Genomic DNA, 17600 nt, shown 5'->3' on the forward strand with positions numbered 1-17600 from the left:
ATCTCCTAAACGGTGTATACTCCGGTTTTGTACGAAGCAATATGTTCTTTCATCCATCCGATGGTCAGGTCAAGACCGTCTTCGAGCGTATATGTCGGCTGCCACCCCGCGAGATCTTTGGCCAACCGGTTGTCGCACAGGAGCTGCATGACCTCGCTCTTCTCCGGCCGGACCCGCTTCTGCTCGCAGACGATCTTGGCCTTCGGGTTTACTTTTCTGATAATAATATCCGCAAGTTCGCCGATAGTCACGCCACGCCCGGACCCCGTGTTGACCGTTCTGCCAACGGTCTTTCTGCTTTCCGCGAATTTAATGAAACCTGATACGGTATCTGCGACATACGTCAGGTCACGGACCGGTGTCAGCGAACCGAGCTTGACCTTGCTGGAGGTGAGTGCTTGGGTGATGATCGTGGGGATCACGGCACGGGTGGATTGCCGGGGACCAAACGTATTGAATGGCCGGATTGTCGTGACCGGCAGGCCGAACGAACAATAAAAGGATTCGGCAATCTTGTCAGCACCGATCTTGCTAGCGGAATACGGTGACTGTCCCTGGAGGGGGTGTTTCTCATCGATGGGGGTGTACTGTGCGGTCCCGTAGACCTCGCTCGTGGATGTATGGATAACCCGGGTGACACCTTCGTCAATGCACGCCTGCATCACGTTGAGGGCCCCTTTTATGTTAGTATTAACGTACGATTCGGGTGCTACGTAAGAATAGGGAATGCCGATGAGCGCTGCAAGGTGGAAGACATACTCTTTTTCGGCAACTGCCTTCTTTACAAAGAGGGCATCTGTTACATCGCCGGCGATAACGTTGAGGTGGGGGGTTGCGTCCGTGTAACGCCCTTCCAGCATACCCCAGTCGTTCCGGGCATTGTAATGCACGAACGCGGTCACATCCGCCCCCCTGTGCAGCAGTTCGTCAACAAGGTGGCTGCCGATAAAACCCCCGGCGCCCGTCACCAGTACCTGCCTGTCCTGCCATCTCATGGTGTATCCTGTCTATATGTTTCAAGGAGTGCCAGATAATCTTTCTCTGCCTGCGCCATCAGGGAGTTCCATTGCCCGTTCTTCACGATCATTTCCCGGGCCGCAGAGCCCAGATGGGAACGCAGTGCAGGATCGGCAGCAAGCGAAAGGATTGCTGATGCCACTGCTTCCGGGGAACGGGGCGGGATCAGGAGCCCGGTTTTGTTGTTCTCGATCCATTCCGGGATCCCGCCCACCGTTGTGGCAATGCAGGGAAGGCCGCTGGCCATGGCCTCGAGGATGGAGACGGGCGTACCGTCCGACACGGAGGTGGTGATGAAGATATCTGCCCTGCGGTAGTCATTCGGGACATCGGCATAAGCAGTCTTTTGCCGGAACGTGATAACATCCGGTAACCCGAGCGAAGAGACTAGTTCCCGCGAGACCCGTTCAAGAGGGCCGTCACCTTTAAGCGTCAGCCGGAGGGCCGGGTTCTTTTGGTACGCAAGGGCAAATCCGAGGATCAGGGTCTCGTTGTCATACACGGGGAAAAAACCCCTGTTCGAGAAGATCTCGATGGACGGGGAGTCTTCTCTTCTGAGGCCGGGTAGTGGCGAGAAGAGATCCGTGTCAATACCGAACGGGAGATAGCGGACCTTTGTTTCCGGGATGGCAAAATCGCTCATGATGTGGTCTTTGATGTTTTTCGAGATTGCATAAATAAGGTCTGCACCATCCAGTACTTTTTTTGTATAATACGCGATCAGGCGGCTTTTCTTCGGGAGGATGAGAATATCGTCCCCCCATGCCGATACAATCGTGGGGCATCGCATCGGGCCGGACAGGTGAAACCCGTACTTGGCGATAAAATGGGCATGGATGAGGTCGGGGTTGATCTGCCTTACCAGTTTTTTTATGGCAAGATGGCGGGGGATGAAGGCAAGGTAGAGGTTGTTCCAGCGGGAGGTGAGCACGTATTCGGTGACGCCGGGGATCGTGCGGTTCATCGGATCGTACGTGATGAGGTGGACCACGTGACCGCGCTGCGCGAAGTATTCCGCCCAGCGCTGGGTATGAATGCTGCGGCTGTCAGCGATGAGAAGAAGGATTATGGGATTCTCCTGATATTCATTTGTCATTGCTGGTCACGGTAATATCTCTTAAACCATCGTTGTATGTCCATGGTAACAATGATGGTATCATCTTCCCTCACATTCAGTATATCATATCCACCGGATCTTCAGTATGTTCAGGATGTCTTCGCGTATCTGCCCATTACGCTGTAACAGGGCAATCCCATATACCCCGGCCCCGGCACAGACCAGTATCATCGTTGTCAGGAGCGTACGGTCAAGGAGAACCGATATTGGCAGGATGACAACGGTCATGATTCCGGCAGAGATGAGAATATCCTTTATCGTATTAATATCGACATGTATCGGGATGATCATGCCCAGGTAATGCCTGCAGAGGATCGTGCTTATGCTGACATTCGCAAGCGATGCGATGGCAGCCCCGGGCAGTCCCCATAGCGGAATAAGGAGGAGAGAAAGAACGATATTGACCACGATTCCTGCCAGGAGGCCGAAGAACTGATCTTTCACATGGTCCGTTGCCATTAAAAAATTTGAATAGAGCTGCAGTACCGATTGCACGATCCGGGCAGCGATGATGATCACGAGTGCAGTTGCCCCCGCCGCAAACGATGCACCGTACAGGTAATACAGCAGCGATTCTCCAAGAATCGCGCCCCCAATCAGCATTGGTATGGCAAGAACAAGCGCATAAGACGTTGCCCGCGAGAGGGCAATAGTAATCGCGTCCCAGTCCCCGGTAGCTCTCCACCGGCTCACCTTCACAAACAGCGTATTGCAGAGCGCAGTGCTGACAAACAGGGCGAAAATAGAGAACGTCCAGCATACCCCGAAAATTCCTACATCCGAGATAGGCATAAAAAATGCAATGATGAGCGGGTTCGTATTGTCGAAGAGGATAGTGGAGAATGTTGAAAGGAACGCCCAGCTCGAAAAAGACCAGATACTCTTTACATGCGACCAGTTGAATTTTTTGATGTGATAATCCATGTATTTCAACTGGATTATTATCTCCACCAGCAGCCCAGCGACAAGTCCCCCGATGAGCCCGTATACCTGGAATCCGGCAAAAACTGCCAATACCTGAACGCAGATCCGTGTGACATTGTTGAGGAGGCTGACGGATGCGGAAAGCCCAAGGCGGTTGCTGGCACCGATAGCGATACTGATACAGGCATCGAACGTGGATATGCCGAATACGATAAGCAGGACGAGCAACAATCCCGAGTTGTTCAGTTCCGTGAAATATTGCCCAAAAACAAGTATTACGAGGCAGACAATACCATACAAAATCATCCGGATGGTGAGGCTGACGGTAAATAATTCGTTCTGGTCGATGCCCGAACTGATACGCTGGGTAGCAGCCGATCCTATACCAAAGTCGGAAAAAAAACTTAGTATTGCAAGCCCGGATAAAAACACAAAATATATACCCAGCACACCCGGCCCAACCCAGTGGGCATAGAACATAGTTGCAAGAAACCCGATGAGGGTGATGCCTGCAGAAGAGAGCAGAAACATGATCCCGTGTCGCTGGACTTCGATCTCTTTGTCAGACATTTTTCACTCCCAGGAACCGGATAATATTTCAAATACCATTCTATGTAATTCCTCTTACGTTATGATGCATAGTACGTATGTGCCGCTCTCTTGGTCCCGGAACAAAGGGCCCGAAAAGGGCCCGATGAGTTTTCCCTGCACTCCTTGCATCAGTTGCCCGGTTATGCTCTCACGGGATCTCCGCTATCACCGTTACGGGAATCCCGTCGATATCATCAATGAAGACCGGGAAAATATGCATCCTGAATCTCTTGGTTACCCGATCGTTTGAAAGGTCGAGATCCTCCAGTAAAAGGACTGGCCTCTCTCCGCAGAGAAATGCCCTGTGACATGCATGCCCAGTCTCCCGTTGCAGAGGGGAAGATATAGAGATCTGGTCCAGCCCGAACAGGCGCAATCCCGGGCACTGCTCCCGCAGGAACCGGGAAACATCCGGAGACACCCACGGGTGGTCGGTACAGTATCGCTCCGGATTGCCTGAACGTACTCTGTGCCAGCCGGTCCTGATCAGGATAGCCTCGGCATCCTGGACATGGGAAATCCGGTTTTCCAGATCAGAAACCATGATCTCTTCAGCTGCCCCTTTTGGTACATCTATACAATACACCGGATAGAATACTGTTACCACGGCCAGACAATCCGCGATAGTCTTACCCTGCCCGCAGAAATGCCGCGGCGCATCCACGTGCGTTCCGGAATGTGTTGAGAATGTTATGGTGCTTGTGTTCGCCGTCGCCCCCCGCCGCATGGATTGCAGCGGGTGTACTGAGGGCGGGGGAGTGTTCGGATACAGGGGGGACCCGGGGGAAAACGGGTAGGAGAGCGGAATGATCACAAGTACACCCCGGCACAGGGCATTATGCCAAAGATTGTTTGATCATTCTCCATGATAAACTGATGAATTGTTAACGATAATACAGTTTCTGATATACAGTACCAGACAGAAACGTTTGTTATCCATAAGTTCTTCTGTTCCTGACCATCTGAATGACTGCTCTGGGGGCGTAGATATACCCGAGTTCAATTACCCTGAAAATAATTCTCATGCCCGTATAGTGCAGAATTTTCCCCTCTTTTTTCAGGGATGCAAGTTTAATGTCTGCTTTTATCCGGTAACTCCATGTCCTCCATACATTATCCGGGATGGCTGTCAGGTTGACAACCGGAGAGCCCCCCCAGCGGGCGATGTCATCCAGAAATTTTTCAACATCGGGAATTAAATTGTGTTTTTTCACATGTTCCCATACCGGTGTTTCCGGGAACGGGATAAGATAGTTTATGGATGGATCTGCCCCACCGACCGCAATCAGGAAATCCGTAGTCTCGCGGATAGTTTCCGGGGTTTCCGAAGGGGAACCGATGACAACCTGGACCGGGCAGTCTATACCGCATTCCCTTGTCATGATGGTGACTGCAGTATTGGTCTTTGCATCCACACCTTTACGGTACTCTTTTAATATTACCTCCGACCCGGATTCATGGCCGTAATTGATCTGGACGCACCCGGTAGATTTCAGTCTTTTCAACATGGGGACATCAACCTTATCTGCCCGCATTGATGTTTTAAAGGAAATTTGCAGATTCTGACGTTCAAGCGCGTCACAGAAATTAAGTACCCATTGACGATTGGCATTGAAAAGTTCGTCAGAAATATCAAACTTCCGGTAACCATAGGTGTTGATCAGGAATTTGATATGGTTGATAAGGTATGGTATGCTGTGCTGCCTGTGCCCTTTCATATGGCGATAGCAGAAACTGCATTTATTGGTGCATCCGCGGGATGAGAGAACATCAACCTTATCCGGGTTATACGCTTTTATATCGATGAGATGATATGCCGGAATCGGGATATCATCCAGGTTTTCAATCTGCGGGGCCAGGGGGTTCCGGGTAATTCTGCCTTGGGTGATCGTTGAAACACCTGGGATATCAGAAAAAGACGATTTCGTACTGAACCGTTCCAGGAATATTGGCAGTGTGCGCTCTGTTTCCCCGTGGAATACCAAATCCACCTTGGTTTTTGTTAGCAGTAATTCATAGACCGATGCAAGGGGCCCCCCGGCAATCTGGAATACACCCGGATATTTTTTTTTGATAAATGCAGAAAGTTTTTTTGTACGGCCATACGAGGATGCAATTCCCCCGAAACCAACGATGTCCGGATGGAAATCCCTGATAATGCTATCGAGTTCGGAATAATCCCCCGCATCAAATATCTCAAAGTTAGTGTTTGAAAGATATGGATCATAGATCTTTGCACGGTGTCCCAGACGCTCGAATATGGATCCGGCATAGAGCAAACCTAACGGTGGCATCGTTCCACCATGTGTATCCCGACGCGAGGGGACGTTAATCAGTAAAACATTCATCAATCAATAAACCTCCCTGATACTGCGCCATTGTGGCCGCGACAGGTCCCTTATTGTAAATATTGATAAAATTCTTGTTATTATCTTTATTAAAAGCGCGGTAACCTGTCCCCACATGGGCTGGCTGCAGATGATAGGTCCTAGTACCTGAAATGCTGACATACGGCTGAATCAATGTAATCAGCGATGGGGCGGAAAAGATGCCGGTACATGGTATGCCGTTTCCGGTGATGCATCCCACGGATCTCCGACGATCCGGTAAAGCACATCATCCGGGGGTAGTATCACCATCAGTAATGATGGGGGAGATCATACGGTTTCTCGTTTTCTTGCAACGATCCTCATAAGGGAACTCATCCGGCCTGCAGTAGACATACCTGAATTTGTCGTAGCGCGACATACCCCCGTTTCTTTTATGGAATTCAACGATCTCATCCGGGCAATCCGGTTCTGATGAAAAAAGTTCGCGGAACGCCTCAGTTTTTACCGTTACCGATTCGAGAATGACGCCATCAAAATCGAAGATGATGGTCTCAATCATAGTTCACTAGGGTCCGCATCTTCATGGGAGGGAACGGATTACTTTGGCCGGATTTCCGGCAGCTAGGGAATGAGGTGGAATATCTTTGGTTACTACACTGTTGGCTCCGATGACAGAGCCGGTGCCGATCGTCACGCTGTGTGTAATGGTCACATGCCCCCCGATCCAGCAATTGTCTTCGATCATGATCTCTCCCCCGTCATGCCCCTGACACTGGATGGATGCATCGGGATTGCTGAACTTATGATCTGCCGAACGGATGAGCACATACGGTCCGATCAGACAGTTATTTCCTATGTTGATCCGGCCTGCACCAGACGAATCGATGATGACGTACCGGTTGATGCTGACCTGATCCCCGATAAAAACGGTTTCCGGGTATGGTATCCACAATCCCGTGAGGCTCGTGAAATATCCCGATCCCTGCACGAGACGTTTGTTATAAAATTTCCATCGTAATTTTGAGAACAGCTGATTTGACGGACCGTGTGTTATCCAGTGCTCGTAACATTCGGATATAAAGCCCCGGAATGACATGCGTTGTAATGATACTATGTTCCCCTAAAACAAAATACCTACCTGTCCGGAGAACCATTCAATATCCGGTATTGTACACCTCCCTGCGCCCGCACAGGTGTTTTACTCTCTTGGCATTCACCCGTCGATACCAATGCAATTACGGGCCTCTTAAAATCTATCGGACGACTCTTGTTTTTTCACTGGCAAAAACTCGTTATTGTATGCTCCATTTCGATATGATCCCGCATGAAACAGTATCAGCCAGCGAGGAATACGTACGGAAAAATATCTGAAACCGTATCTATCTTCTCCATCAAATATCCGCCGGGGATGTCGTTGATCCCTGATTATATACTTTAATAACGCGTGCAGGACTGCCGGCAGCAAGAGAATTCCCGGGGATATCGTGCACAACAACACTTCCTGCCCCGATAATGCAATTATCCCCAATAGTGACTCCTTTCAGGATTATGGTATTCATACCAATCCAACTGTTTTTACCGATGATCACCTCACGATCCAGCTCATTCCCGGGATAATTCAGTCGCTGTTTGGGAGGCCATGGTTTATGGAAATCGCTGTCGACGATGATCACGTTCGGTGCGATCATGGTCCCGGATCCGATGATGATCGGCCTGCTGCGTGATGTGATCGAAGTACCGTTCAGCCCGACATTATCCCCGATCAGTATTTTTGAACTTGGTGAAAACGTCCTGATCTTCACCGGAAATGCAAGAGCAGAAGCATTGGACCTGCGCGAATCACTGATCGCAGATACGTTCTGACCGAGAATGACCTCACTTCCCGGATAGATATTAATAATCATTGCACCATGGCTTGAGAAATTTTTGCCGGTCCTGACGCCGGCCAATCCGAGCCGGGCAATATTATAGAAGTGGACGATCGCGTAAAACGAGAGGTGGAGTGCATTGAAGAAATAATACGAAATAAACTGCAGTTTTACCCTAAGTGGTAACCGTAAAAAATTCTGAAATTGGTTTCTCGTGCGATCGGACATCATTTCCCCCTTTATCTGTTACCTGAATCTCTTATGTACCGCTACCTTCACTTTTTTCTCGCAACGATCATCAGGTGAGAGCTGGTTCTGGTCTCCTGGAGTATTGCCTGGAGTTTCTCCCTTACGGCATCATCGCTCAAGGAAAGAAGCTCCCGGATGAAAGGACAGGTAACATCCTGCAACTGTTTTGAGACAATATCCACGTCAAGTTTTCCCGGCGTCGTCACTTCGCATATCTCAAACCCGTGCCGTTGCAGGAGTACCTGGATGGACGCGGTGTTAAAAAAATTGATGTGGTGGGGGGGATGGATGCTGTTTGAATGTTCCCGGAGGATTTGCAGATCGAACCCCTGCCAGTTCAGGGTGGTGAGAATGAGCAATCCCCCGGAATCAAGAAGATCGCTGCAGGTTTGGATAAAATCGTCGGGAGAATGCAGGTGTTCCAGAAGTTCAAACGATACGATCGCTACAACTGTTTTATTCTTGAAATCTGCTTTGGTGACATCTTCAAGAAATTTTGGAATTGTCTCAATGTTCTTGTCTTTGCATATCTGTATCAGGGAGGGTGACGGTTCGATGGCGATTGTCGGAATACCGCGCGGGAGTAATGCACTCAGCTCTTCGCAAAAAACCCCGTAACCGGCACCGGCATCCGCGACACATGCTCTCTTCGGGAACGGCCCGTAATATTTCTCTATCAGCCTGCTGACAGCAACCGCCTTGGGCCTGATCAATTTTTCCCGGCGTGCATCTTCCGTCACTTTGTAAAAATGGGTCGCCCAGTACACGACAGACGGCGCATCGGAATAATAACGGCAAAAGGCATCTGCGGAAGGACGGGGATTGACATAGAGTGTGCCGCAGTCATTGCATTCCTCGTAATCAAATCCCAGTTTCCTGAAGGCAAATGTACTCTTTATACTTTTACAGGCAGGACAGAGATGGCGGGTGAAGGGAATATCCTTGAAGTAGGCGATTGCGTCTTTTTTTGCCAGAGCCAGATATTTCTTAAAAATTTTTTCCGGCCTGATCGATTCTTCCTTCATGATGTATCACGCAACTCGGATTCCCACTTATGTAAAACCGATAAATTTCTGTCATAACAGAAAAATATCATTTTGTCCCTGCATACTTTGCAAATATTGGATCATGCTCCATAATTTCCTCAACGTGTTTTCGATCTTCAGGTGTGTCTACGCCATAGATGTTGTCCGGTGACATGACTAGTTTAATCTTCAACCCGTGCTCCAGGACGCGCAGCATATCGACCGATTCAATTTTTTCCAGGGGCGTCGGCGCCAGATTATTGAATTTCAAGAGGAATGACCTGCGGAAGGCAATGATCCCCAGCTGCTTGAACCGGGGTATCGTTCCATGGTATTTTTTTGCAGAGGGAATCGGTTCCCGTGAAAAATACAGGGCATACCCTGCCTCATCCATGACAATCTTTACCGTATTCGGGCTGTGAAACTCTTCATCGTTATTGATGGTGGAGATCAGGTTCGTGATCTGAATGGAGGCATCATCCTGCATCGGGCGGACAAGCGCATCGATCAAGGCGGGTGTGACGAGTGGCTCGTCACCCTGGATCATGACAACGATATCGACGGTCGTCCCGGTATCCTTCTCAATCTTCAGCATCGCTTCCGCAGTGCGGTCGGTTGCACGCTCATGCGTGTCCAAGGTCATCACGGCTTTGCCGCCCAGCGTTGCTACATAGTTAACGACGGATGTATCGCAGGTCGCAACGTACACGTCATCAAGCGCTTTGGACATCCTGCTGCGCATGAGAATATGTCCCACCATGGGGATACCGCAGATAGGTGCAAGAGGTTTGCCCGGGAAACGGGTGGATGCCATTCGTGCCGGAATTATGCCAATCGTCTTCATCGTGATACACCTTCAAAAAAATATGTTGGGAGCTCTTTCTGAATGTTGGATGGTATCATAATAAAATGTCTTTGTCACTCTGCTGTAGTATCGCGATCCTATTTGTTCCTGACCTGTGCAAGTGCGGCCATTTTTTCCCTGCAGATCTTTTCCAGCAGGAGCATATCGGAGCTAAATGCAAGCAGCGTGTAACCGGCCTGGATATATTTGTTCATGAGGGATATATCCGGATCAACCACATGGATGCCGAGCGGCATCTTTCGCTCCCTGCAGATTCGCTCCACTTCGCTGACTGCGGCGAGCACATCTATGTGAGTAAGATTGCCCGGTATACCGAGCGAGCCGGAGAGATCGTACGGCCCGATGAAACACCCGTCAACGCCATCGACCGAGATGATCTCTTCAAGATTGTTGACGGCGTTGATATGCTCGATTTGAACAATGACCACGGACTCCCGGTTGATGACCGAAGCATACTCTTCAAAATTCCTCCCGTACCCTTGTGCACGGGCAATCCCGACTCCCCGGGTACCCTGAGGGGGGTATTTCACCGCATTCACCGCTTTTTTGGCATCGTCTGCTGAATTGATCATCGGTACGATGATCCCGTATGCGCCGGCGTCCATCACCCGCTTGATGAGATCGGGATTATTTTCCCCCACTCTCACGAGCGGGACAATGTTGTGCCCCTCGATGATCTGGAGGAGATGCTGCATGGTTTCCAGCGAAGTGACACTATGTTCCATGTCTACCGTCAGCCATTCAAAACCTGATTGCGACATGATCTCTGCAGCACTGGGGCTGTTGAGCTGGAGCCAGCTCCCGATGGTGAGTGCGTTTTTCTTCAATTGTGATTTCAACGGATTTTTTGTTATCATGGCTTCACCTTTTTCTGGTCCTTTTTTTTCCGGACTCTAGACCTGCTGGTGCGGCATGCGGGTATATCGTCAGGAATTCCCAGAATGTGTCACGGACCTCCTGCTCGGTGAGATCGTTATATTTGCACTGTCTCCCGATATCCTCGGAGAGGATCATGGTCAGTCCTTTTCCCACCCTTTTTTTGTCCTGCTTCAGGTAGGAAATGATGTCATCGACCGCGATCTCCGAGAGATCGAACCGGGGATAGTACCGTTTCAGCAGCGCTTCAAACTCCGCATATTTTTCCGGATCCATCAGGCCGCGTCGTGCTGATACGAGATTAGCAAATCCCATTCCCACGATCACGGCCTCACCGTGGTTTACTGTAAAATCTGATGCAGATTCCAGTGCATGACCAAAGCAATGGCCGTAGTTGAGAAGGTTGCGGCGGGCTGAATCAAATTCGTCTTTCTCAAAGTAGGATCTCTTGATCTTCAGCGTCGACCAGATGATCTTCTTCAATGCCTGAGGGGAATGCGGATCTTTTAGGGCCAGGAATTTTTTCAGAACTTCGTACTGTTTTTGGTCGGCCTGAAGATGGAACTTGATGATCTCGCCAAGACCGCTGTTGAAATATTCCGGCGTCAGGGTCTCACAAAATCCTGTGTCGATGAAGATCGCATCCGGGGGGTAAAAGGTCCCGATCAGGTTTTTCCGGCTGCCGAAGTTGATCGATGTCTTGGACCCGATGCAGCTGTCGGCCTGAGCAAGGAGAGTTGTCGGGATGAATATCCAGTGGATCCCGCGGTACAGTGTCGATGCGATGAACCCGCTGATATCCTGGATGATCCCCCCTCCGATGGCGATCAGGATATCGTTACGTGTAAAACGGTTCTCGATCAGGAGATCATAGTATTCTACGAGATGCGAGTATTCCTTGTTTGATTCAAGGGCATCGATCAGGAAGAAACGATCATTGCTGATAAAAGGGGCGAGTTGGTTCTCATATTTTTCGTACACATTCTTATCGATAAAGAAAAAGAGGCGGTCATAAGAAAAATTTTTGAAGACCTCTCCTTTTTTTGAGAGGAGATCATCTATCATTCCGACCTCATAATTCTTGATCTTTGACCGGATCTTCATCATCGCCGATATGCCCTCTTCCTTACTCATATTAAAATTCGAACATACTTAATGAATATGCAGCGGTGGCTATTGTGCGGAGAGGTTTGAGCGTATCACCACGTTCTCATAGGAATCAACAGAACAATATTCAGACACCCACCGAGAAGTCCTTTCGGGCGGGTACCATCCTCTTATGAAACGGTAAGATACTCGAACTGGCAAAATGGATATGAACATACATTCACAGTCAAATCATGAAAATGGAAAAAGATAGCCAGAAACGAGGGTTCCCCGCCTCAGGGCCTCTCCGAGGCATGGCGGGGCAGTGAGGTGTTTTCATAAAACCCTTTTGCATTCCAGTGCAAAGCGCCACGTCCCCCCTCGGGGGACTGGTGGCGCAAGAGGAATGGAATAAACTGACGTTTTCACGAGAGGAAAAAATGTTGTTTTCTGCAGTGATCCCGAAATTACCGGATCGTAAATCCGCCGTCAACCAGTAGCGTCTGGCCGGTGATATAGGTGTTCGAACCTGAACACAAAAACAATGCAGCACGGGCAATTTCATTCACTTCGGCAAACCTGCCGAGGGGAACTTCCCGGCGCAGTTCCTCCATATCTTTTTTGGAGAGAACGGACTGCGTCAACTCCGTCATCGTAAAACCCGGGCATAATGCATTGACAAGAATATTATCCGGTGCAAGGTCAAGCGCACTCGCCCGGGTGAGGCCGATCAGGCCGGTCTTGCTTGCCGAATAGGCATTGCGCCGGGATTTTGATACCACGCCAAAGATCGAACTGATATTGAGAATCCTGCCGGATTTCTTATTTTTTTTCATATTTTTTGACACTGCCCGTGTCATGCGCATTGCGCCGGTAAGATTAACAGTAAGGATCTTTTCCCAGTCTTCATCAGATATTTCATCGATCGGCTCGATTTTATTGATACCTGCATTATTCACCAAGATATCGATCCCGGGATGGAGTTCGATGATCCCTTTTACAAACCGGTTGATACTTACTTCATCGGATAAATCCAGTTGTTCGAACCGGGCTCCCCGGAGATCCTGATCCGATGATCTCTTCGTACCGGTGTAGATCACATCGCAGCCCTGTTGGGAAAGCAACTGGACAATGCATTTCCCGATCCCCCGGGTCCCCCCGGTCACAATCGCCATCTTGCCGGAAAAATCGTCGGTCATTCTTGATCACGTCTTTAGTTTTTAGTGGGTAACCCATGTTCCTGAGGCTGGTATTTGAAGTAGGATGTGAGAATGTGGCCGATAATCAGGTGGGCATCCTCAACCGGCTCGTATTCGCTTGGCCCGGCATGAACATGAATGCCGTACTGGCTGATTTTTTTCATCGTTCCTCCGTCAAACCCGGTGACTGCGAGAGAAATTCCCCCGTTGGCATTCGCATACTCCAGCGCTTTGATGACATTGGGGGAGTTCCCGCTCGCTGAGATTCCCATGACGATGTCACCTTTGCGGAACAGGTTTTCCAGTTGCATGACAAAGATCTCGTCATACCCGTTGTCATTCCCGATGGCGGTGATACTTGCGGCGTTGTCGGTCAGGCTGATCGTCCGGAACGCAGCGTGCCCGTATTTCTTTGGTCCCAGTGCCAGATCCTCGGCGATATGCGATGCAGTTGCGGCACTGCCCCCGTTGCCGCAGATAAAAATGGTATTCTTCTGTTCCCGCGCCTGTTCGAGAATCCGGAACACCTGTGCAAATACCGGTCTGTCCAGCCGGGCAAGGATTGAAGAAAGGTAGGAAACGTATTCTGAAGTGAATGCTTCAGGAGATTTGTTCTTTTGAAGAATTTCTTCAAATTTATGCATGGTATGCTCCGGATTATAGGTTAAAGACCCATGCATTAAAGGGTATCTTTGCTGCCATCGAGCGCTTCAACAAGGTTTTTTACCGCTTCCAGTTCCATGGCTGACCGCGATTCCGCAGTATACGATCCCATGTGGGGCGTGAGTATGATCGTACCAAGCCCGGTGAGCGGCCCATGGTAGGGTTCTTTCTCGAACGTATCGACCGCCGCACCGGCGAGGCGGTGCTCTTTCAGGGCATGATACAGTGCCGTCTCATCAACGATACCCCCGCGGGACAGGTTCAGTAAAAATGCCCCCGGTCTCATTTTTCCGATCTCTGCTTCCCCGATCAGGGGAGCATTCCCTTTTGAGAACGGGATATGGATGGTGACAATATCACTCTCCGCAAGAATTGCGGAAAAGTCCTTTATCTCAACGGAATACTGTCTGGCCCAGGCCCGGTCTGGATACAGGTCATAGCCCGAGACGCGGGCCCCGAGACCGGTGAGCAGTTCGGCAACTGTACGGCCAATCCTTCCCAAACCGATAACTCCCACGTTCTTATCCTTTATCTGACAGCCGAGTCTCTTGTTCCAGTTTCCCTTCCTGATCTCGCGGTCATGCATCGAGATCCCCCGGACCAGGTCAAGAATGAGGCCCACGGTCAGCTCAGCAACCGCCCGGGTGGGTGCATCAGGGGTATTTTTTACGCAGATCCCCCGTTTTTCCGCGAAAGCGAGATCGATATTATCAACACCGACCCCGACGCGGCTTATACACCGGAGCTCCGGGAGAGCTTCAAGCACCCTCCTGTTGAGGGGCTCTGAACCGGAGATAATTCCCGTGCACCCCTTTCCAAGCGCGATGACTTCATCTTCGGTCAGTGTCCGTTTATAGGGATTTAAAAGAAATGTGACCTTGTGTTCTTCGAAAATTTTCAGAGATTCGCTACCGGATTCCGCGAATTTTGATGTGCAGATCAAAACTTTCTCATTCATCGTTCCACCTCTTTTTGAAAATACGGGGAAACCCGGTACTGTCCCGGAATCGTTCATAACCCTCTGTTGCCCGCTATCGATTTCGGCCGGTCGTTGTTATAAATATCATGAACAAGTTTCATGACCTCGAGTGCATCCGTGGATGTGCCCTGTGATACCGGCATGTGCTTTTCGATGCAGTTGACGAATTCTTCAATCTCAAGTTCCCAGGAACGATCCCGATCGAAAAAGGTGATGGATTCACGGGGATTGCCTAAGGCCTGGGTCTCATCCTCAAACTGCTTTTTTGCAACGACCAGTCTCTCTCCCTGGCCATAACTGCGGGTAGACGACAGGATTCCGTGAATGTTCACATAACCCCCTTCAAGACCGATCTCCATGTTGAAGGTATGCTTCCATTGTGTGGATGAGGAATGGATGAAGGCCACCTGGTTGTTCTTGTTTCTCATCAGCGCGAAGGCATTGTCCTCGACATCGATATCCCAGTAGGACGTATTCACGAAGCTCTTGATCTCTGAAAAATTCCCGAGAAAATACCGGAAAAGGTCCAGCATGTGAATCCCCTGGTCAAGAAGTATTCCCCCGCCGGACGATTCCCGGTTGCTTCTCCACTCCTTCGTAAAATTGAGCCCTCCGGATTTTCCATAGACTCCCCGGATCCACAGGATCCTGCCGTATATCCCGCTGTCGATGATCTTTTTTGCTTCCATCACCGCGCCATGATACCGGTGGTTAAACCCGAATTTGAGCACGCATCCGTTGCTTGTTTTCTCTGCTGCCCTGATAAGCTCGATATCCTTTACCGTTCTGCCAGGAGGTTTTTCACAGAAAACATGTTTGTGATGGTTCAGCGCAGCAATGACAATTTCCGGAGTGAACCTGTTCGGGGTTGCAACAAAAACAGCGTCAATATCCGCATCCAGAAGATCCTGGTATCTTTCAAAATACCGGCAGCCAGCCATGGCCGAAACGTCCGGTTTAGTGATATCACATACTGCCTGCAGATGGAGGAAAGGATGTTTCTGTATGAGTGTTTTTCTTAGGAGACCAACCTTACCAAGCCCGATAATTCCGACATTTATTTTTTTACCCATGATATTGGCGCCCCGGATCGCGGCAGATTACCACAAGGTGATCTTTAAAACCACATATACTCTGTGCTCATGCGTCGAACTTTGTTGTAGGATTCCATCCCTGCTGGTGACCGGAGATATATTACCTCTGGCTGATGAAGTTACCCGGTCCCTCCCGGCTCAGCGCAATCCTGCTTTTTTCCAGTCATTTTCAAAGATCGCCAGTCCCCGTTCCGTGAGCGGGTGGAGGAATAATTTCTCCAGGATCGCATAGGGAACGGTGGCCACGTCCGCACCGGCTTTTGCTGCTTCTGTGACATGGAGGGGGTGTCTGACGCTTGCGACGATAATCTGGGTATCAAATGAATAATTTTCATATATGCAGCGGATATCCTTCACGAGCTGCATTCCATCCGCCCCGGTATCATCCAGGCGGCCGATGAACGGGCTCACGTAGGTTGCACCGGCCTTTGCAGCAAGAAGTGCCTGGTTTGCAGAAAAAACAAGGGTTACGTTGGTCTTGATCTTCTTCGTCTTCAGGATGCCGGTTGCTTTGATTCCTTCGGGAGTCATAGGGAGCTTTACTACCACGTTATCCGACCATTTCGCAAAGACCTCTGCCTCTCTGACCATCTCTGCCGCATCGGGGCTCACGACCTCCACGCTTACCGGCCCGTCGATTATTTTCAGGATCTCCGCAATCAGGTTCCGGAAATCTTTCTTTTCCTTTGCCACAAGAGAAGGGTTTGTGGTAACCCCATCGATGATTCCCCACTCGTGAGCTTTTTTGATCTCGCTGATATTTGCGGTGTCGATAAAAAATTTCATTTCTGCACCTTCATGATCCTTTTTGCCGATGCCACGATATTTCTTGTTGTCAGGCCATACAGTTCCAGCAACTCGTTGTATTCCCCGGATTGCCCGAATGTGTCCCCGACTCCAATTATTTTCATGGGAACGGGGTGCTGTCCGACAATACATTCGGCAATGGCGCTGCCAAGCCCCCCGATGACACTGTGCTCTTCAATACTTACTGCAGACCCGCATTGCCATGCAATTTGGTTTATGGTGACCGTATCAAGCGGTTTGATCGTGTGCACATCGACCACACAGGCATCGATCGATGCTTTTTTCATCTGATCCGCTGCTTCAAGGGCCGGGGAAACCATTGTCCCGGTGGCAAATAATGCCACGTCTTGTCCTTCCCTGAGGACCTCGGCTCTGCCGATATCATACCGGTAACCGGGATCAAACAGGAATGGGGATTCGGCACGGTTCAGCCGGATATATGCCGGTCCTTCTGAGTGAATTTCTTCCGTGATTGCCTGTTCCGCTTCTATGGCATCAGCAGGGACGATCACCCGCATATGGGGGATCGCCCTCATGATCGCAATATCTTCCAATGCCTGATGCGAAGCGCCATCGGGAGCATTCGTCAATCCGGCGTGGGTGACGACAATTTTTACATTCAGTTTGTCATGGGCGATCGTGTTTCGTATCTGCTCGAGACCGCGGGAAGCAAAGATCGCATAGGTACTGGCAAAGACGGTCTTACCTGACAATGCCAGTCCTGCAGCGACACCGAAAAGGTTCTGTTCGGCGCAGCCGACATCGATAAACCGTTCCGGGAAGTGTTTGGAGAAAATGTTTGTTTTGGTGGAAACCGAGAGATCGGCATCGAGTACGACGATGTCCTTGTTGCCCCCAACTTTTTTCAGCGTTTCACCGTACGCGTCACGAGTTGATTTCAGTTCCATAA

The 17600-nt window shown here is 49.9% G+C and carries 18 protein-coding genes; all 18 read right to left on the bottom strand.

Annotated features, from left to right (window positions below; translation table 11 throughout):
- Positions 1-5 precede the first annotated feature (5 nt).
- Positions 6-995: an SDR family NAD(P)-dependent oxidoreductase gene (locus ABSG49_RS05850; protein WP_424025182.1), complete on the bottom strand. Its 990-nt coding sequence runs from the start codon at positions 993-995 to the stop codon at positions 6-8.
- Positions 992-2113 (bottom strand): glycosyltransferase family 4 protein, encoded by a 1122-nt coding sequence (locus ABSG49_RS05855; RefSeq protein WP_424025183.1) that lies wholly within the window; start codon positions 2111-2113, stop codon positions 992-994. The genes ABSG49_RS05850 and ABSG49_RS05855 overlap by 4 nt, the downstream gene beginning before the upstream one ends.
- A gap of 84 nt (positions 2114-2197) precedes the next feature.
- A complete protein-coding gene (locus ABSG49_RS05860; protein ID WP_424025184.1) occupies positions 2198-3628 on the bottom strand; it encodes an oligosaccharide flippase family protein in 1431 nt (476 codons plus the stop codon).
- A gap of 169 nt (positions 3629-3797) precedes the next feature.
- On the bottom strand, positions 3798-4463 hold the full coding sequence (locus tag ABSG49_RS05865) for a cyclase family protein (RefSeq protein WP_424025185.1): 666 nt from the start codon (positions 4461-4463) through the stop codon (positions 3798-3800).
- Between the two features lie 118 nt (positions 4464-4581).
- Positions 4582-5997, bottom strand: coding sequence for a B12-binding domain-containing radical SAM protein (locus ABSG49_RS05870; RefSeq protein ID WP_424025186.1), 1416 nt, complete (start codon positions 5995-5997; stop codon positions 4582-4584).
- Between the two features lie 268 nt (positions 5998-6265).
- A complete protein-coding gene (locus tag ABSG49_RS05875; protein WP_424025187.1) occupies positions 6266-6538 on the bottom strand; it encodes an HAD family hydrolase in 273 nt (90 codons plus the stop codon).
- A 21-nt stretch (positions 6539-6559) separates the two neighbouring features.
- Positions 6560-6967, bottom strand: coding sequence for an acyltransferase (locus tag ABSG49_RS05880; protein WP_424025188.1), 408 nt, complete (start codon positions 6965-6967; stop codon positions 6560-6562).
- Positions 6968-7370: 403 nt separating this feature from the next.
- Positions 7371-8078, bottom strand: a complete 708-nt coding sequence (locus ABSG49_RS05885; protein WP_424025189.1) for an acyltransferase — start codon at positions 8076-8078, stop codon at positions 7371-7373.
- A gap of 44 nt (positions 8079-8122) precedes the next feature.
- Positions 8123-9121 (bottom strand): class I SAM-dependent methyltransferase, encoded by a 999-nt coding sequence (locus tag ABSG49_RS05890; RefSeq protein ID WP_424025190.1) that lies wholly within the window; start codon positions 9119-9121, stop codon positions 8123-8125.
- Between the two features lie 67 nt (positions 9122-9188).
- Positions 9189-9965 (bottom strand): 3-deoxy-manno-octulosonate cytidylyltransferase, encoded by a 777-nt coding sequence (gene kdsB / locus ABSG49_RS05895; protein ID WP_424025191.1) that lies wholly within the window; start codon positions 9963-9965, stop codon positions 9189-9191.
- 98 nt (positions 9966-10063) lie between these two features.
- Complete coding sequence (locus ABSG49_RS05900) at positions 10064-10813, bottom strand: HpcH/HpaI aldolase family protein (RefSeq protein ID WP_424025192.1); 750 nt, start codon at positions 10811-10813, stop codon at positions 10064-10066.
- 34 nt (positions 10814-10847) lie between these two features.
- Positions 10848-11996, bottom strand: coding sequence for an AroB-related putative sugar phosphate phospholyase (cyclizing) (locus tag ABSG49_RS05905; RefSeq protein ID WP_424025193.1), 1149 nt, complete (start codon positions 11994-11996; stop codon positions 10848-10850).
- Positions 11997-12415: 419 nt separating this feature from the next.
- Positions 12416-13147 carry an SDR family NAD(P)-dependent oxidoreductase gene (locus tag ABSG49_RS05910; protein WP_424025194.1) on the bottom strand — a complete coding sequence of 244 codons (732 nt, stop codon included), beginning with the start codon at positions 13145-13147 and terminating at the stop codon, positions 12416-12418.
- Positions 13148-13161: 14 nt separating this feature from the next.
- Entirely contained in the window at positions 13162-13791 is a 630-nt protein-coding gene (locus ABSG49_RS05915; protein WP_424025195.1) for a D-sedoheptulose-7-phosphate isomerase, read from the bottom strand.
- A 35-nt stretch (positions 13792-13826) separates the two neighbouring features.
- Positions 13827-14768 (bottom strand): phosphoglycerate dehydrogenase, encoded by a 942-nt coding sequence (locus ABSG49_RS05920; RefSeq protein WP_424025196.1) that lies wholly within the window; start codon positions 14766-14768, stop codon positions 13827-13829.
- Positions 14769-14821: 53 nt separating this feature from the next.
- On the bottom strand, positions 14822-15862 hold the full coding sequence (locus ABSG49_RS05925) for a Gfo/Idh/MocA family protein (RefSeq protein ID WP_424025197.1): 1041 nt from the start codon (positions 15860-15862) through the stop codon (positions 14822-14824).
- Between the two features lie 159 nt (positions 15863-16021).
- Positions 16022-16669: a fructose-6-phosphate aldolase gene (gene fsa, locus ABSG49_RS05930; RefSeq protein ID WP_424025198.1), complete on the bottom strand. Its 648-nt coding sequence runs from the start codon at positions 16667-16669 to the stop codon at positions 16022-16024.
- Positions 16666-17598: a transketolase family protein gene (locus tag ABSG49_RS05935; RefSeq protein ID WP_424025199.1), complete on the bottom strand. Its 933-nt coding sequence runs from the start codon at positions 17596-17598 to the stop codon at positions 16666-16668. Before ABSG49_RS05935 ends, fsa begins: the two co-directional genes overlap by 4 nt.
- Positions 17599-17600 lie beyond the last annotated feature (2 nt).

Origin of the sequence: Methanoregula sp., from assembly GCF_049510175.1 — an archaeon.
In the GTDB taxonomy this organism is placed as follows: domain Archaea; phylum Halobacteriota; class Methanomicrobia; order Methanomicrobiales; family Methanospirillaceae; genus Methanoregula.

Coding starts and splice junctions, on each gene's coding strand:
- ABSG49_RS05850 (WP_424025182.1), bottom strand. CDS start 995: ATGAGATGGCAGGACAGGCAGGTACTGGTGACGGGCGCCGGGGGTTTT.
- ABSG49_RS05855 (WP_424025183.1), bottom strand. CDS start 2,113: ATGACAAATGAATATCAGGAGAATCCCATAATCCTTCTTCTCATCGCT.
- ABSG49_RS05860 (WP_424025184.1), bottom strand. CDS start 3,628: ATGTCTGACAAAGAGATCGAAGTCCAGCGACACGGGATCATGTTTCTG.
- ABSG49_RS05870 (WP_424025186.1), bottom strand. CDS start 5,997: ATGAATGTTTTACTGATTAACGTCCCCTCGCGTCGGGATACACATGGT.
- ABSG49_RS05875 (WP_424025187.1), bottom strand. CDS start 6,538: ATGATTGAGACCATCATCTTCGATTTTGATGGCGTCATTCTCGAATCG.
- ABSG49_RS05885 (WP_424025189.1), bottom strand. CDS start 8,078: ATGATGTCCGATCGCACGAGAAACCAATTTCAGAATTTTTTACGGTTA.
- ABSG49_RS05890 (WP_424025190.1), bottom strand. CDS start 9,121: ATGAAGGAAGAATCGATCAGGCCGGAAAAAATTTTTAAGAAATATCTG.
- kdsB (WP_424025191.1), bottom strand. CDS start 9,965: ATGAAGACGATTGGCATAATTCCGGCACGAATGGCATCCACCCGTTTC.
- ABSG49_RS05905 (WP_424025193.1), bottom strand. CDS start 11,996: ATGAGTAAGGAAGAGGGCATATCGGCGATGATGAAGATCCGGTCAAAG.
- ABSG49_RS05910 (WP_424025194.1), bottom strand. CDS start 13,147: ATGACCGACGATTTTTCCGGCAAGATGGCGATTGTGACCGGGGGGACC.
- ABSG49_RS05915 (WP_424025195.1), bottom strand. CDS start 13,791: ATGCATAAATTTGAAGAAATTCTTCAAAAGAACAAATCTCCTGAAGCA.
- ABSG49_RS05920 (WP_424025196.1), bottom strand. CDS start 14,768: ATGAATGAGAAAGTTTTGATCTGCACATCAAAATTCGCGGAATCCGGT.
- ABSG49_RS05925 (WP_424025197.1), bottom strand. CDS start 15,862: ATGGGTAAAAAAATAAATGTCGGAATTATCGGGCTTGGTAAGGTTGGT.
- fsa (WP_424025198.1), bottom strand. CDS start 16,669: ATGAAATTTTTTATCGACACCGCAAATATCAGCGAGATCAAAAAAGCT.
- ABSG49_RS05935 (WP_424025199.1), bottom strand. CDS start 17,598: ATGGAACTGAAATCAACTCGTGACGCGTACGGTGAAACGCTGAAAAAA.